At 58.1% G+C, this 16,297-nt stretch carries 16 protein-coding genes; 10 read left to right on the top strand and 6 right to left on the bottom strand.

What is annotated here, in order from left to right; genetic code table 11:
• Positions 1–18: 18 nt before the first annotated feature.
• Positions 19–459, bottom strand: a complete 441-nt coding sequence (gene lysM / locus GH769_RS26370; protein WP_003187704.1) for a peptidoglycan-binding protein LysM — start codon at positions 457–459, stop codon at positions 19–21.
• A 242-nt stretch (positions 460–701) separates the two neighbouring features.
• Between lysM and fdhD the strand changes: the two genes are divergently transcribed.
• The 3 genes from fdhD to GH769_RS26355 all read left to right on the top strand — a co-directional run bounded on the left by fdhD (position 702) and on the right by GH769_RS26355 (position 4,717).
• Positions 702–1,541, top strand: a complete 840-nt coding sequence (gene fdhD / locus GH769_RS26365) for a formate dehydrogenase accessory sulfurtransferase FdhD (protein WP_020302412.1) — start codon at positions 702–704, stop codon at positions 1,539–1,541.
• Positions 1,538–3,886 (top strand): FdhF/YdeP family oxidoreductase, encoded by a 2,349-nt coding sequence (locus tag GH769_RS26360; protein ID WP_020302413.1) that lies wholly within the window; start codon positions 1,538–1,540, stop codon positions 3,884–3,886. Before fdhD ends, GH769_RS26360 begins: the two co-directional genes overlap by 4 nt.
• A 348-nt stretch (positions 3,887–4,234) precedes the next feature.
• The gene (locus tag GH769_RS26355) at positions 4,235–4,717 is read left to right on the top strand and encodes a glycine zipper domain-containing protein (RefSeq protein ID WP_014716482.1); all 483 of its coding nucleotides are present in this window, start codon (positions 4,235–4,237) and stop codon (positions 4,715–4,717) included.
• Between the two features lie 147 nt (positions 4,718–4,864).
• Here GH769_RS26355 and GH769_RS26350 read toward each other — a convergent pair whose 3' ends face one another.
• The 3 genes from GH769_RS26350 to GH769_RS26340 form a co-directional block, all read right to left on the bottom strand.
• Entirely contained in the window at positions 4,865–5,296 is a 432-nt protein-coding gene (locus GH769_RS26350) for a thioesterase family protein (RefSeq protein ID WP_032901795.1), read from the bottom strand.
• 12 nt (positions 5,297–5,308) lie between these two features.
• A complete protein-coding gene (locus GH769_RS26345; RefSeq protein ID WP_032901794.1) occupies positions 5,309–7,246 on the bottom strand; it encodes an ATP-dependent DNA helicase RecQ in 1,938 nt (645 codons plus the stop codon).
• 225 nt (positions 7,247–7,471) lie between these two features.
• On the bottom strand, positions 7,472–8,647 hold the full coding sequence (locus tag GH769_RS26340) for a tetratricopeptide repeat protein (RefSeq protein ID WP_020302416.1): 1,176 nt from the start codon (positions 8,645–8,647) through the stop codon (positions 7,472–7,474).
• Between the two features lie 175 nt (positions 8,648–8,822).
• Between GH769_RS26340 and GH769_RS26335 the strand changes: the two genes are divergently transcribed.
• The 6 genes from GH769_RS26335 (at position 8,823) to GH769_RS26310 (ending at position 12,648) form a co-directional block, all read left to right on the top strand.
• On the top strand, positions 8,823–8,993 hold the full coding sequence (locus tag GH769_RS26335) for a YhfG family protein (protein WP_020302417.1): 171 nt from the start codon (positions 8,823–8,825) through the stop codon (positions 8,991–8,993).
• A complete protein-coding gene (locus tag GH769_RS26330) occupies positions 8,993–9,592 on the top strand; it encodes a putative adenosine monophosphate-protein transferase Fic (protein WP_032901793.1) in 600 nt (199 codons plus the stop codon). Before GH769_RS26335 ends, GH769_RS26330 begins: the two co-directional genes overlap by 1 nt.
• A gap of 300 nt (positions 9,593–9,892) precedes the next feature.
• Entirely contained in the window at positions 9,893–10,189 is a 297-nt protein-coding gene (locus GH769_RS26325; RefSeq protein WP_032901792.1) for a hypothetical protein, read from the top strand.
• Between the two features lie 289 nt (positions 10,190–10,478).
• The gene (locus GH769_RS26320) at positions 10,479–10,955 is read left to right on the top strand and encodes a hypothetical protein (RefSeq protein ID WP_032901791.1); all 477 of its coding nucleotides are present in this window, start codon (positions 10,479–10,481) and stop codon (positions 10,953–10,955) included.
• Between the two features lie 281 nt (positions 10,956–11,236).
• A complete protein-coding gene (locus GH769_RS26315; protein ID WP_032901789.1) occupies positions 11,237–11,593 on the top strand; it encodes a DUF1493 family protein in 357 nt (118 codons plus the stop codon).
• 191 nt (positions 11,594–11,784) lie between these two features.
• Positions 11,785–12,648, top strand: coding sequence for a DMT family transporter (locus tag GH769_RS26310; RefSeq protein WP_256670257.1), 864 nt, complete (start codon positions 11,785–11,787; stop codon positions 12,646–12,648).
• 59 nt (positions 12,649–12,707) lie between these two features.
• Here GH769_RS26310 and GH769_RS26305 read toward each other — a convergent pair whose 3' ends face one another.
• Positions 12,708–14,249 carry a phosphoenolpyruvate carboxykinase gene (locus GH769_RS26305; RefSeq protein WP_005783824.1) on the bottom strand — a complete coding sequence of 514 codons (1,542 nt, stop codon included), beginning with the start codon at positions 14,247–14,249 and terminating at the stop codon, positions 12,708–12,710.
• Positions 14,250–14,428: 179 nt separating this feature from the next.
• Positions 14,429–15,331 carry an Hsp33 family molecular chaperone HslO gene (gene hslO / locus GH769_RS26300; RefSeq protein ID WP_020302421.1) on the bottom strand — a complete coding sequence of 301 codons (903 nt, stop codon included), beginning with the start codon at positions 15,329–15,331 and terminating at the stop codon, positions 14,429–14,431.
• A 124-nt stretch (positions 15,332–15,455) separates the two neighbouring features.
• Here hslO and GH769_RS26295 point away from each other — a divergent pair, with 124 nt between their 5' ends.
• A complete protein-coding gene (locus tag GH769_RS26295) occupies positions 15,456–16,259 on the top strand; it encodes a phosphatase PAP2 family protein (RefSeq protein ID WP_153649930.1) in 804 nt (267 codons plus the stop codon).
• Positions 16,260–16,297: the final 38 nt, after the last annotated feature.

Raw genomic sequence — 16,297 nt, 5'->3', positions numbered from 1 at the left:
CACATTTTGCCCTGCGTATTACTCAGGGATGCGCAGTGTCTGGCCGGGGTAGATCTTGTCCGGGTGCGACAGCAGCGGCTTGTTAGCCTCGAAAATCTTGTTGTACTGGTTGGCATTACCGTACACCGCCAGGGAAATCGCGCTGAGGGTATCGCCCTTTTTCACTACGACGAAGCGAGCAGCGGTAACCGCAGGGCCAGTAACAGTGATCTGGTCATCCACACTTGCCACGCCGGCAATGTTACCCAGCGCCAACAGGATCTTCTCTTTCTCTTCCTGCGTGGCCACTTCACCGGTCACCGTGACCTTGTCGCCATCCACCGTGGTCTGCACGTTTGGATTACCCAGGCCCACCTTGCTCACATGCTCCTTCAACTGCTCACTTGCGTTCGCATTACCCGGCGTCAACAGGTCGACAATCTTTTCGCCGGCTTCTTTGATAAAGCTAAAAATACTCATGGTGCGCTCTCCTTGGGATTTAATTTCCAGATGCCCAAGACTAGACCAGTCCTGCCGACTTGGGTTCCAGACTGGCTAAAGACTCAAAAGTATCCAACTCACCCCTGCCTGGAATAAGCCCGACGCAAACGCCGGTGAACCTTGATCGACGCCCTCTATCAATAGATCAATACTGGCGATTAGACGTGACCCTTTGCCGCGCCTAGTCTAAACACTGATCAATCCGCCGGTGGTACTGCCCCATGAACGCCAAGCGCCCTCACTGCGCGGCGCCCGCTCTCGAATCGACCGCGCCCGTCGCTAGCCAGAGCTATCACTATTGCAATCTTGAACACACGGAAGTCGCCAGCACTGCGCTGGCCGAAGAAGTGGCGTTGGCGATTGCCTACAACGATATCAGCCAGGCGGTGATGCTGGTGACGCCTACGGACCTGGAAGACTTCATTGTAGGTTTCAGCCTCGGCAGCGGCATTATCACCGACGTTAACGACATTTATGACCTGAAAATCAGCGGTTCAGGCGCAGCCCAGTACGCTCAGGTACAGGTTTCCAGCCGTGCGTTCTGGAACCTCAAGCAGCAACGCCGCCAATTGGCAGGCACCAGCGGCTGCGGTCTATGTGGCGTTGAAGCGGTAGAACAAGCATTGCCCGACCTCCAGGTACTGCCCGGCGCACCCTTGCCGCCCGCGCAGTGGCTAGATGGCCTGCGCCAGCGTATCAGCGCATTCCAACCCCTGGGCCAGCACAGCGGCGCCGTGCATGCGGCGATTTTTATGGACAGCCAGGGTGAATTGCTGATGGGTCGCGAAGACATCGGCCGGCATAACGCCCTGGATAAGTTGATTGGTGCGTTGATCCGCCAAAAGATTCCGACCGACGGCGGCCTCGCGATTGTTACCAGCCGCTGCAGCCTCGAATTGATTCAGAAAGTCTTGCGCGCGGGCATCCAGACCCTGGTCAGCCTGTCGTCGCCTACCGGCCTGGCCTTGCAATGGGCGCGCCGGCACAACCTCAACCTCATCCACCTGCCGCAAAAAAGCGCGCCACGGGTCTATAGCCCTGCGATGGAGCACCAGCCATGAGCCTTCACCACCAAGCCGACCAGACCCCAACCCCACGCTACAAGCCCTATAAAGGCCCAGCCGGTGGCTGGGGCGCTCTGATCAGTGTGGCGCAAGCCTGGCTGACCAGTGACAACGCCCTGAAAAACCTGCGCATGATGCTCAAGACCAATCAGAACGGCGGCTTCGACTGCCCGGGCTGCGCCTGGGGCGACTCGCCGGAAAGCGGCATGGTCAAGTTCTGCGAAAACGGCGCCAAGGCGGTCAACTGGGAAGCCACCAAGCGCCGCGTCGATGCGGCCTTCTTCGCCAAGCACAGCGTCACAGCGTTGCTGGAGCAAAGCGACTATTGGCTGGAATACCAGGGCCGCCTGACCGAGCCGATGCGCTATGACGCCGAGACCGATCGCTACACGCCCATCAGTTGGGAAGCCGCCTTCGACTTGGTCGGCAAGCACCTCAACGCACTGCCCAGCCCGAACATGGCCGAGTTCTACACCTCGGGCCGCGCCAGCAACGAAGCCGCCTACCTGTACCAGTTGTTCGTACGCGCCTTTGGCACCAACAACTTCCCGGACTGCTCGAACATGTGCCACGAAGCCAGCGGCGTAGCCCTGGCGCAGAGTGTCGGCGTGGGCAAAGGCACTGTGACCTTTGATGACTTCGAACATGCCGATGCCATTTTCGTCTGGGGCCAGAACCCCGGCACCAACCACCCACGCATGCTCGAGCCGCTACGCGAAGCGGTGAAACGCGGCGCTCAGGTGGTGTGTATCAACCCGCTGAAAGAGCGCGGCCTGGAGCGCTTCCAGCACCCGCAACATCCGCTGGAAATGCTCACCAACGGCGACAAGCCGACCAACACCGCCTACTTCCGCCCGGCGCTGGGTGGCGATATGGCTATCTTGCGTGGCATGGCCAAGTTCCTGCTGCTGTGGGAACGCCAAGCCCTGGCCGAAGGCAAGGAAGCGGTGTTCGACCACGACTTCCTCAACGAGCACACTGCCAACGTCCTGGAATACCTGGGTCAGATCGACGACACCTCGTGGGAGGAGATCGTCGAGCAGTCCGGCCTGACCCTGGTGGAGATCGAGCAAGCGGCACGCATGTACGCCAAAGGCAAGAATGTAATCATGTGCTGGGCGATGGGGATTACCCAGCACCGCCACTCGGTGCCGACTATCCAGGAAATCGCCAACCTGATGCTGCTGCGCGGCAATATCGGCCGCCCAGGTGCCGGGCTGTGCCCGGTGCGTGGCCACAGTAACGTACAGGGCGACCGCACCATGGGCATCAACGAACGCCCACCGGTGGCGTTTCTGGACGCGCTGGAGCGTCGTTTCCAGTTCCAGGTGCCGCGCGACAATGGCCATAACGTGGTGGAAGCAATTCACGCCATGCTTGAAGGCCGCTCCAAAGTCTTTATCGGCCTGGGCGGTAACTTTGCCCAAGCCACGCCAGACAGCACGCGCACCTTTGAAGCGCTGCGAAATTGCGACCTGACCGTGCAGATCAGCACCAAGCTCAACCGCAGCCACCTGATGCACGGTAAAGATGCGTTGATCTTGCCGTGCCTGGGCCGCACCGACATAGACATCCAGGCCGACGGCCCGCAAGCGGTGACGGTGGAAGACTCGTTCAGCATGGTCCACGGCTCCAACGGCCAACTGCAACCGCTGTCGAAACTGATGAAGTCCGAGCCGGCGATCCTGGCGGGCATTGCTGCCGCTACCCTGGGCAGCAAGCCCGTGGATTGGAACTGGCTGGTGGCCGACTACGGGCGCATCCGCGACCTGATCGCCGACACCATCCCAGGCTTCAAGGACTTCAACGAAAAGATCAAACATCCAGGCGGCTTCTATCTGGGCAACTCCGCCGGCGCACGCCGCTGGAACACCCCCTCAGGTCGCGCCAACTTCCGCCCCAACATCTTGCCCAAAGACCTGATCCATGAGCGCACCCACGCCACGGGCCGAGTGCCGGACCTGATCATGCAGTCAATGCGCTCCCATGATCAGTACAACACCACCATCTACGGCCTGGACGACCGTTATCGCGGGGTCAAAGGCCAACGTGACGTGCTGTTCGTCAACGAAGCCGACATCATCCGCCTGGGCTTCAAGCCGGGGCAGAAGGCAGACATCGTGTCGCTGTGGGAAGACGGTCGTGAGCGCCGCGTGAAGGGTTTTACGTTGCTGGCATTTGATATTCCGGCGGGGCAGGCGGCGGCTTACTACCCCGAAGTGAACCCGTTGGTGCCGTTGGAAAGCACTGGCGACGGTAGCCATACGCCAACGTCCAAGTTTGTTGCGATTCGCTTGGAAGCGGCGAGTGACAGTGGGTTGATCATGGCGCGCTCGGCCTGACTCGATCCGAGATATGTGTTGCTTGAACTAACGCTTTCGCGGGCAAGCCCGCTCCCACACTGGGATGGGTTCACCATTGAGACTGTGTGGACCGATCTGATGTGGGAGCGGGCTTGCCCGCGAAGAGGCCAGCACAAGCACCACACATTCGACAGGCACAAAAAAGGCCGCTTTTGCATAAAAGCGGCCGTTCCGAAGTAGCTAAAGACCCGTAAAAACGACTTAAGTTCCCCATACAAAACAGTAACTTAGCAAATTGTATACAACCTCTGCCGCCGGTCGGATTTCGATTGTCAGCGCCTCGATACAACCTCAGGATCGCGCCGTCATCCCTTGAGGTTTCCCTGAATGAAGTTCTCCTCGATTCTCTTGTTGTCCCTTGGCCTGGTCAGTGGCGCAGCCATGGCAGGCGGCACCACCGAAGCCGGTGTAGGCGGCGCATTGGGTGGGGTTCTAGGTTCCGTTGTCGGCCAGCAGCTGGGCGGCAACACCGGTTCGACCATCGGCGCGGCCCTCGGCGGCGCAGGCGGTAGTGCAGTCGGCGCCGACAAACGCAGCCGTGGCGAAGCCGCCATTGGTGGCGCATTGGGCGCAGCCGGCGGTAACGTCGTGGGCCGCAGCGTCGGCGGCAGCACCGGCGCACTGATCGGCTCCGCGGCCGGCGGTGGCGCGGGCGGCGCGCTAGGCAACTACATGGGTAACGAAAGTGATCGCGACAACCGCCATTACCGCGATCGCGACCGTGACGATCGTCGCTACTACCGCGATGGCCACCCAGGTCGCGGCCATGCCTATGGGCATCGCAAGAACAAGCATCGTTATCGCGACTGATAAACCCGCGCTCTGACGAACACATCCGATGTGGGAGCCGGGCTTGCCCGCGATAGCAGTGAATCAGGTTTTAGACGTACTGCCTGATACTGCGCCATCGCGGGCAAGCCCGGCTCCTACATTTGGGATGCTTTGCTTATAGGTGCGTCAAACCAGCAGCCGCTGCATCGCTTCGCGCAACATTCCCGGAATCGGCACTGGCTGGTTCGAGGCTCGGTCCACAAACACATGGACAAAGCGCCCCGCCGCACACGCCTCCTGCTCGCCCGCCTTGAATACTGCCAGCTCATACTGCACCGAACTATTGCCCAGCTTGCCTACCCGCAGGCCGATTTCAATGCGCTCGGGAAAAACGATCGAGGCGAAGTAATCGCAGGCCGAACTCACCACAAACCCCACCACCTCACCGTCATGAATATCCAGCCCGCCCTGTTCGATCAGGTAGGTATTAACGGCTGTGTCGAAGAAGCTGTAGTAGGTGACGTTATTCACATGGCCGTAGGCATCGTTGTCGTGCCAACGCGTGGTGATCGGTTGGAAGTGGCGGTAGTCGTCGCGCACAGGCGTTGAGTCAGGCATCGGCAAGTCTCATCAAAGTTGATCCAATTGAGCATGGGCCCAGTCGCGCACCTCGGCGTAGGGGTAGTCTTCCAGCGCAGCAAAACCGGGAATGCCCCGCGCCTTCAACTTGGTAAACAACGGTACGCTGATACCGCCAAGGAAACGCGTCAAACGCTCCGCATTCGGCAAGTGCCCCGTGTGCTCATGATGCCTGTGGATAAAATCACCGCACAGCCCCATGAAGTTTTTATCCACAAGCGGCGGCAGGCTCGGCGGCGCCGGCAGATGGGCGACCTGGCCGTGGCATACCGAACAATGCCCGCAACGCTGGGGTGCATTATCATCACCAAAGTAGTGCGCCAGACGCTGCCCCAGGCAGTGGTCGGTGGCGAACAGGTCGAGCATGGCGTGAATCCGCGCGACCTCCGTCACCTCATGCTGCTTGAAGCCTGTGTATAACTCGGCGCTTAACGCGTGCGGGTCGAAATGGGTGTCGAGCAAACTGTAGACCTCAGTCATCTGCTTGCTTTCGAGCTCGATCAGGCCCTGCTCCTGAAAATAATCCAGTGCCTTCACCACCCGGCTACGCTCGGCATTGTGCTGTTGATAAAGCGCATCGAAATCGACCGTCGCCCAGGTTTTAGCGCGCTTGCACACCTGGATGATCGCCGCGACAAACTGCTGCCGCTCGCCGGAAAAACGCGCCAGCAAGGCTTCGGGTTCGATCAGGTATTTGAAACGGTATTCCGCATAAAACGCATAGCGCGGCGCGATCATGCCCTTGAGCTCCAACTGCACCAAGAGCGTCTTGAGCGGCAGCTCGCGAATATTGCTGTGGTCCGACAGCGACCTGAGCAGGAACTCCCACTGCCCTTCACTACGCGCGGACTGCAACTCCTCCAATACGCGAAAAATGCCGTCCTGCTCCGGCGTATCACCGTACACGAAGTTTTCCAGCACATTGAGGCTGTCGCGGTTGGCCAACACCAGGCAATCCGACGGCTGCCCGTCACGCCCTGCGCGGCCGATTTCCTGGCTGTAGTTCTCGATGGACTTGGGCAGGTCGAAGTGCACGACATTGCGGATGTCACTCTTGTCGATGCCCATGCCAAACGCGATAGTTGCGACAATGCAATTGGAACGCCCGCCCATGAAACGCTGCTGGATACCTTCGCGTTTTTCATGGGGCAGCCCCGCGTGATAAGCCTCGGCCTGAATACCGTGGCGGTTCAGATGCTCGGCAATCTGCTCGGCGGTTTTCTGCAAGGTGACGTAGACGATACTCGGCTGGTTGGCCCGCGCTTTCATCCACTCCACCAGCCTGCGGCGCTTGTCATGGCCGCTGACCGGTTCCACCAGCAGGTTGAGGTTGGGCCGATAGAAGCCCGTGGTCACTACATCTTCGGCAGCAATGGCGAACTTGGCCTGCATGTCAGCAATCACCTTGGGCGTGGCCGTGGCCGTCAGCAACAGCGCCTGAGGGATGTTGAACTGGCGCTGGTAGTCCGGCAGCTTCAAATAATCCGGACGGAAGTTGTGGCCCCATTCGGAGATACAGTGCGCCTCGTCTACCACCAGCAACGAGATCTGCACGCTGTTCAGGAAATTACGGAAACGCTCGTTCTTCAAACGCTCCACGGAAATCATCAGAATCTTGAGCTCGCCCGATCGCGCACGGGCCATTACATCATTGGCCTCATCACGGCTCTGGGCCGAGTCGATACTGCCCGCCGAAATGCCATGGCGCTGCAGGAAACCCAATTGGTCCTGCATCAACGCCAGCAACGGCGACACCACCAGCGTCAGGTGCGGCAGCAACACGGCCGACAACTGGTAACACAAGGATTTGCCCGAGCCCGTAGGGAAAATGGCGGCGGCAGATCGCCCAGCCAGCACGGCGCTGACCGTCTCTTCCTGGCCCAAGCGAAAGTGTGGGTAACCAAAGACCTGCTGGAGGGTGTCGTGCATAAGGCTGTCACTCCATTGACCGCTGAGTTGGCTCAAAAACATAGCCCGGGATTCTCAGCGAATCGAGAAAGGTCGCATGGAAAAAAGAGACAGGATGATACACAGGGGGAGGGATGGCTCAGGGCCGAAGTGGGAGTTTTCTGAGAAAGTAACAGGAAGCAGCAGATTAAAAATGTGGGAGCTGGCAAGCCCTCCCCCACATTTCACAACCGAGCTACTGCTGAATCAGCGGTTCTGCACCCGCTCGATCGCCGTGTCATACACCGGGTTGGCCTTTTGCTCCTTGGCCAACTGGTAATGACGCAACGCATCCGGGAACTGCCCAGCCGCTTCGTAGATGCGTGCAATGTTGTAGTAGGCACCGGCACGCACGGTCGCGGCATTGGTACCGGTCGCCAGGGCGATAGCCTTGCGGTTGGCCCAGATCGACTCCGCAGTATTGCCGGCTTTCTGATACGCCAGGCCAAGGTTGCCGTAAGCCTTGCCGAAGCTGTTATCCAGCTCGATGGCTTGACGGAAGAAGTCGATGGCCTGGTCCAGGTTACCGGCCTGGTAGGCCGCTTCGCCCTTGAGGTTCAGCTTCTTCGCATCGGCCTGTACCGACGAGCTCACTGTCACGGCGGTGACGGCCACGCTGTCGTCCAGCAAAGGCTTGACCTCGTTGAGTACATCTTCGGCGCCAACTCTCACGCCGGTGAAGGTGTTGATGTCCTGGAAGTCGCCACTGCCTGTCATGCGGAACACGGTCCACAGGTTGCCCGTGCGGTTCTGCGGCACATAGTAAGTGCGCACCAGGGATTGCCCCATGTACACGAACACCTTGGCCTCACTGTTGGACAACTCGCTGGAGGTGGGAGAGCCGCTGTTGGAATAGTCATGCACGGCGTAGACGTAGCTTTCGCCGTAATGCTTTTTCTGCAGGGTGATGGTTTCCGGGCCATAGCTGTCGGTGTCATCCACGTCCAGTTCGGCGTCGGTGCCCTTTTTATTGTTGAAGAAGATGTTATTGCCGGGGAAGATCATATGGGAGTCGAGGTCACGTGGAGCCTTGCCCCAGGTCAACACCACACGCAGGCCGTCGAGATTTTCCATCACCGGGCTGACGGCATAGGTCATGCCTTTGCACGGGCACTTCACCACCAGGTTGGAATAGCCAGGCTTCTTGATGATCAGCAGGTTGCTGGCATCATCAGCCGCCTCGCTGGTCAGCGTTACCTGGCCTTGTGCGTTGGTACGGCCCACCACGTTCTGCGCGCCATTACGTTGCAGCAACACTTCGGCATCGGCGATTTTCTGGTCCTTGACCACCGCGCTGAGCACCTCAATTGGCAATTGCTCGGCTTGGACGGAAAACGCCACCGCACACAAAGACATCGCCGAGGCGACACGAAGCAAACCCATGCTTAACTCCCTTTAAGTAGTGGGCGGAATCGCCCTACAAGATTTTGCGGTGAAACATACGCTGAATTGAGCTCGCTGGCAGATTTTTTATACAAGTTGTGACGGGCGTTTTATCCCGCCTACCGAGCTACGCATTGCGCTACAATCAAGCCTTGCTTTCCAAGAGGACGCAGCGATGAGCGAACTGACGTTTGAGCAAAAACAGGATCACTATCACAAGATCCGGCGTTCCAATTACTTGGCCAGCCTGCGCCTGGAAGGGTTCGATACCCAACCGACCGACGTCGAAAAACCCCTGCCGACACGCGAAGCCGTCCTTGCCAAGTACCGCAACACCTCTAGCTGATGCTCGACAAATACGGGGTGGGCCAGGACCCATACTGCTACCCCGGTAGCAGTACTCTGCGCAACCGCCTCGATTTGCTCGATGAAGAACGCCTGCACCAGGCCGAGCGGGAATTATCCGAAATCGCCGTAGCCAACCTTCCACTCTTTCCGCCGCCCTACGACCTTGATCGCCTGCAACACATTCACCGCATCCTGTTCGGTGACATTTATGACTGGGCCGGCGAACTGCGCAGCGTCAACATCCAGAAAGGCGACACGCTGTTTTGCACCCCGGAGCGTATTCCACCGGAAGCGGCAAAAATTGTCCGGCATATGCAAGACGCCAATTGGTATGTCGGTGCGACTCAGGCTGACCTTGTGCGTCAAATCGCTGAAGCTTATGGCGACCTGAACGTCATTCATCCCTTCCGCGAGGGAAATGGACGGGCGCAGCGGATCCTGTTTGAGCAGATCATCGTAAACGCGGGGTTTTCGGTGAATTGGTGGTTGGTGAAACACGCGGCGTGGATACCGGCAAATATTGATGCGGTGGCGTGTGACTATCGGGGATTGGAAGCGATTTTTGAGCGGTGTATCGGTAGGCCTCTGAGTGCTTGATCGAACTTCGAACGACTAAACTATCTGTTTATTGCTCGAGAACAAACTCACTTTTAAGGTTCGGCTCGTCGCTGCCAATTCAGCGACCGGGTTTGGTCACCTGAAAACAGCTCACATAAGTGCCATTACTTGCCTTGCGAGCGTCTATCGTCTCGTAACGCACTGCTATGGCGGCTGTGTGTGGGACGTCTTCGGACGTGTCGGATTGCTGTTTCCGGCTGGCCAACCCGCGCACAGTCCGCCACCCACCGTTTGGCCACGGTGATGTCGGTTACCTAACAGCAAACCGAGTACGTTCAAATGCAAATACCTGAAACGAGGGACCGCTATCGTCAGTTACGCACCAACTTCACCGATACCCACCCTCTTGTCATAGACACCGCAGCCAAAGCTGAAGATATCCAATCGGCCGCCCACCAGCGTATCCGCGCTGCCAGCGACTTATTGGAAACCTTCTCCTGCCTGACCTTCGACCACGCCGACCTCAAAGACATTTCCCACATCATTAATGCGCTGTACCTGCTCGTTCAGGACGGCTGTGATTTGTTGGAAGCCGCGCAACACGTTCAGCTGCAACCTGAACAAGCGCAAGTCTAAGCAACACCTGTGTAGGAGCGAGCTTGCTCGCGAAAATCGCCAACGATGACGCGGTAAATCAGAAAAAACGCGGCGCCCCTGAGTTTTTCGCGAGCAAGCTCGCTCCTACAACTGATCAGCTTTACCTATTACATCGTTGCAAGCCATAAATGCCGGAGGCTTTTGTAAGACACCGCCAAACGTCACGCCATCCGTTTCCCAAACTGCTTCAAATACCCGCTCAACCCTCTATACGAGTTACGCGTAGCCGACTGAACATAACCTCCTATCAACTGTCTCGGAAAAAACCGTGAACATCGAAAGGACTCAATATATCGGCCACTATGGCATCACTTTCACGGTAATTCGACTCACCGTGATGCCAAACAATCAACAAGAGCTAGCCACACTTTGCTTGCTGGAAGTAAAAGCTTCAGCGATAGAGGTCCGCTTGCGGCTTCAGAAGTTGTACGAAAAGATGCTCGCCCGAGATCTACCCTGCGTCATGACAGTGGCCGTCTCAAAGCCACTGACCAGGAAGCAGGCAGATAGCTTGAACAATCGGAACAACCTCATAAAAGAAATCATTTCTGGCGCAGTTGCAGCCCCTGTCGGGATCATATCCAGCAAAGCAGAATCGATAGTCGAGAACGCTATCAGCGATTTGATTTCTCGCAGGATCCGCAACTTTCACAGCGCAGACATCGTCATTGGCCTGGATGCTCAGGTCAGCGGTGGCATAGGCCCGCAGCGCTCAAGCGTCTCAATGCATGTGTACTCCAGATGAACTTTAGTCAATGGCTTTACCTACAAACAGCGCTATTATTCGCTCTCCATCTGCTGCTGTATTACAAAATCACTGACTGCACGTTAAGAACGCGTTTCGCCGTTACCTTCATCGTAACGGGACTGCTTCTGTTGTTCTGGCTACCCTACATTGCCATTGTCCTGAACATTCAACTTCTTCCCCTGGCCTTGTTCTTGATAGGCTTGGCTCTCTTCGTCACGCGAAACAAATACCGCCTGCAACGTAAAAGGCCCCCTCACCCACTCCTACGCACCCCCACTATGAACCTGGCCCCCAACTTCCCCGAAGATCCAGTCATGCAGCAGCTCCTGCAATTGCTGCATGAAGAAATCGGCTTGCCAAAACACAAGACCATCGGCCTGCACACCTCACTGAACTTCGACCTCGGGTGCGATGGCGCTGAGGCCAAGCAATTCATGGAGGCGCTTGAACAGGATTTCGGGGTCGACCTGGGCGACTACGACGCTTATCGTTACTTCCAGCCGCCGGTGTTCGACGTGTTCCTGAAGCGTCGCGCCAAGGGCCGTGGTGACAAGATCCCGCTGACCATCGGCATGCTCTACCTGGCGATCAAGACCCACCGCTGGGACACGCAGATGCTGGAAAACCTGAGCTGATTCCAATGAAGGTTTTTTTGTAGGAGCGAGCTTGCTCGCGAAAAACTCACAGGCGCCGCGTTCATTCAGCAAGCACGCGTTATCGTTGACGTTTTTCGCGAGCAAGCTCGCTCCTACAGTATTAGGGCAAGCCCGCTCCCACAGTGGATCTGCGCTCATCTGACGAGCCGTATAAATAACAAGGACCTTACATGGACGTGACAATGGGCCTGCTGGCCGCTCTGCTCTGGGGTGGCACGGACTTTCTGGTGGGCCTCAACGCCCGCGCCGTTGGCGTAAAACGCGCGGTGTATTTCGGCCAAGCCCTCGGTTTTTTGATCATGACCCTCCTGCTGGTCATTTTCCCGGCCTTCCTTTTCAAATCCCTTGATGCGCCGTTAAGCGTTTGGCTCCTGGGCGTCGCCGCCGCTCTGCTGACGGTGTCCGGCGCCCTTGCGCTGTCCAAAGCCTTTGCCTTGGGCAAAGCGGCCATCGTCGCGCCATTGGTGACGTCCTATGGGGTCGTGACCACCTTGCTGTCCTGGGCCAGCGGTGAACACATCAGCCTGATACAACTGGGCTGCATCGCCCTGTGCGTGATCGGCGTTGTGCTGTCCAGCGTTCACAAGGACAACGGTACGCCTCACAACAACCCGCGCCTGTCCATTGCCTACGCCATGTTCGCTGCAACCTTGTACGGCACCAGTTTCTGGCTGCAAGGCCGCTACACACTGCCAGCGCTGGGGCCAATCACCATGTTGTGGCTGGGTTACCTGGTGGGCTTGTGCGTGCTGGTGGTGATGGTGCTGAAGATCAAGGATGGCTTGAAGATCCCGCAACTGAAAAACTGCGCGACTTTGACCGGGGCGAGCTTGATGAACCTCGGCGGTTTCTCGGCGTTTTCGTGGGGCGCAATGGCCGGCTCGGTGTCGGTGGTGACGGTGATCAGTACGCTCTCTGGAGGGATCGCGGCGATCCTGGGGTTTGTATTTTTCAAGGAGCGGTTGTCAGCGGTGCAGGTGGCAGGCGTCGTACTGGTGCTGGTCGGTGCAGTGGTACTGCACATGGCCGACTAATCGTTCGCACATAAAAAAGCCGCCTACTTAAGAGGCGGCTTTTTTACAACCGACGAATCTTACAACTTAGGACCCGCCGCCTTGATCGCATCGCTCACTTCAAACTTCTTGAAGTTCTCGATGAACAGACCCGCCAGCGCCTTCGCCGCTTCGTCGTAGGCAGCCTTGTCAGCCCAGGTGTTGCGCGGGTTCAACAGGCCGGTTTCAACGCCCGGTACGGCCAATGGCACGTCGAGATTGATGGTGTCCAGGTGTTCGGTTTGCGCACCGATCAACGCGCCGCTCTGGATCGCTGCAATCACGCCGCGAGTGGTCGGGATGTTGAAGCGTTTGCCGACGCCGTAGCCGCCGCCGGTCCAACCGGTGTTGACCAGGTAGACCTTGGAGCCGAAACCACGGATGCGCTTGATCAGAAGCTCTGCGTATTCGCCAGCCGGACGTGGGAAGAACGGCGCGCCGAAGCAGGTGGAGAAGGTCGACTTGATGCCGCTGCCCGAACCCATTTCGGTCGAGCCCACCAGAGCGGTGTAGCCGGACAGGAAGTGGTAGGCCGCCTGTTCTTCGCTGAGGATTGACACAGGCGGCAGTACGCCAGTCAGGTCGCAAGTCAGGAAGATCACCGCGTTTGGCTCGCCGCCCAGGTTCTTCTCGGAACGCTTGGCAACGTGCTCCAGCGGGTAGGCGGCACGGCTGTTCTGGGTCAGGCTGACATCGGCGTAGTCGGCGTGCTTGGCCTCGTCGATCACGACGTTTTCCAGCACCGCGCCATGCTTGATGGCTTTCCAGATAACCGGCTCGTTCTTCTCGGACAAGTCGATGCACTTGGCATAGCAACCGCCTTCGATGTTGAACACCACGCCTTCGCCCCAGCCGTGCTCGTCGTCACCGATCAGGTAACGGCTTTCGTCGGCGGACAGAGTGGTCTTGCCAGTGCCGGACAGGCCGAAGAACAGGGTCACATCGCCTGCTTCGCCGATGTTGGCGGCGCAGTGCATCGGCAGCACGTCGGCAGCCGGCAGCAGGAAGTTCTGCACCGAGAACATGGCTTTTTTCATTTCACCGGCGTAACGCATGCCGGCAATCAGTACTTTTTTCTGGGCGAAGTTGAGGATCACGCAACCGTCGGAGTTAGTGCCGTCACGCTCTGGCACGCACTCGAAGTTGGCCACGTTGAGCACTTGCCACTCTTCACGACCGGCCGGGTTGTACTGGGCCGGGTTGATGAACAGGCAACGACCGAACAGGTTCTGCCAGGCAGTCTGGGTAGTCATTTTCACGGCCAGGTAGTGGTCTTCTGCAGCCCCTACGTGAACATGGGAAACGAAATGCTCTTGCGCGTTATTGAACGCCTCGACGCGAGCCCACAGGGCATCGAACTTGTCGGCCGGGAACTTGCGGTTGATCGGGCCCCAGGCGATGGCGTCCTGGGTGGAAGGCTCTTCAACGATGAAACGGTCAACCGGCGAACGACCGGTGCGGTGACCGGTTTCTACGACCAGCGCGCCAGTATCGGCAAGCACGCCTTCACCGCGCTGCAGGGCTTCTTTGACCAGATCGTCAACACTCAGATCGGTGTATACGGCGTTATTGGCTTGCGTCATGAGGTTCCCCGTCGGCCTATGGCCGAGTGCTCCAAACGTTTTGTAGTAGAAAGTTGCGCACTACTACCGCGAAAAAAGTGGGCCGGATTATGCCAGAAAAGCCCAAAAAGAGTAGGGCCCTCCCGTCAGAACACCTCTAATCCGGCGTTTGTCAGGTGATTTACCTGTGCTTAAACGTTTTAGTGGCGGGTGTCGGAAGGGGTGTCGATGCCTGCTCCAGCGAACAATTGCGCTACATCAGCCGCATCGAACAGGTAGCGCTGGTTGCAGAACTGGCAGTCGATCTCGATATGGCCGCCATGTTCCACCACCAGGTTTTGCGCATCTTCCAGGCCCAGGCTGACCAGCGCGTTACCGGAACGCTCGCGCGAGCAACTGCAGCGAAAATGCAGGCCCTGTGCGTCGAACAGGCGCACGGCCTCTTCGTGGTAGAGGCGGTGCAGGATGGTTTCGTTGTCCAGGCCCAGCAGTTCTTCGGCCTTCAAGGTGTCGGCCAAGGCGATGATATGCCGCCAGCTTTCGGCACGATCATCCTCATCCTTGATGCGATCGGCCGGCAGTTGTTGCACCAGCAAACCACGGGCGCGCTTGCCGTCGGCGTTAAGCCAGAACTTGGTGCCCACTTGCTGGGACATAACGAAGTAGTTGGTGAAGCATTCCGACAGGGTCTGACCGTCGAGGTCGACAATACCCTGGTACCGCTGGCCCTCGGTCGGGTCGACAGTCAGTGCCAGGACGCCATTGGGCATCAGGTCGGCCAAGGTGGCATCTGCGGCAATCTGGTCAGGCTCGTAACGGGCCAGACCACGGATCTCGCGCTCGCTCGAGCACTCGATCATCAACATGGGCACTGGCCCTTCGGAACGAGCCTGCAAGATCAGCAAACCGTCGAACTTCATGGTGCCCACCAGCAGCGCCGCAGCGGCCATCAACTCGCCGAGCAATTGCGCGACCGGCTCCGGATAGGCGTGTTTGGCAAGGACTTCGGCATAGCTGAGCTCCAACGAAACCATCTCGCCGCGGGCATCGCTCTCATCGAAGATGAAGCGTTGGGTGAAGTCGGTATCCGGTAGATCAGTCATAGGTCTGGGTATCTGAAGTGATGACAAAATGATTACAAGGTTTATAAAATTAAACGCTTTAGCACCATCTTGGTGCGACTTCTCCTGAATTCAAGGAGCTGAATAGAGCGATGAGGGACAGTTTATGAACAATCCGGGTTTGTTCCAAGCCAACTGGAACCTCCGGCGATGGGCTCTTTGCAATCTACTCGCTATCGGGCTGCTGTGTTTTTGGCTGTGGCCCACGGGCCAGATGCTCTGTGTGATTTTCGACGAGTGGCTGTTTCATCTGCTCAATGGCCCATTGGCCACGAACTCGACCTGGTTGCATATATGGGCCGTGGCCAGCCTGCGGCCGTTTGATGCAGTGGTCGGCGTGATTTTGCTGGCACTGCTGATTCGCGGCGACTGGGTGTTCAAGGCCGTGCAGGTGCGCCAGGCGTTTTTTGGCTTCCTCGGCATTCTGCTGCTGTTGCTGTTTATCCGCATGCTGTTCTCCAAACTCTCGGCGCACATGGGCTGGCAGCACAGTAGCCCGTCGATGGTCATCAGCGGCGCGATTCAAATGAGCGACTTTTTCCCAGGGCTGGAGAAAGCCTGGGAATTGAAGGACCGCTCGAGCCAGAGCTTCCCCGGCGACCATGCTTCGGTGCTATTGATCTGGGCGATGTTCATGAGCGTGTTCGCCCGGCGCATCGGCCAGGTGCTGGTGATCTGGGGCCTGGCGCTGCTGTTGATGATGCCGCGGCTGGTCGCGGGCGCGCACTGGGGACAGGACGACTACATCGGTGGCGTACTGCTGGCGCTGTTGGCGTTGGGCTGGGGGTATTACACGCCGTTTGCGGCGAAGGTGTCGGGCGCTTTGTTGCGGATGACGGCGCCGCTTTTCGGGCTACTGAGCAAGTTGCCCGTTATTGGGCGGTTGAGTGTCATGCGCACAACTCCGTAACCCCCAGGGCTAAAAGTGGGAGCGGGCTTGCTCGCGAA

Source organism: Pseudomonas sp. CFSAN084952, from assembly GCF_009648855.1.
Taxonomy (GTDB): Bacteria; Pseudomonadota; Gammaproteobacteria; order Pseudomonadales; family Pseudomonadaceae; genus Aquipseudomonas; species Aquipseudomonas paracarnis.
Note: the sequence above shows the minus strand (reverse complement) of the source record. Positions and strands in the feature narration are given on the sequence as shown.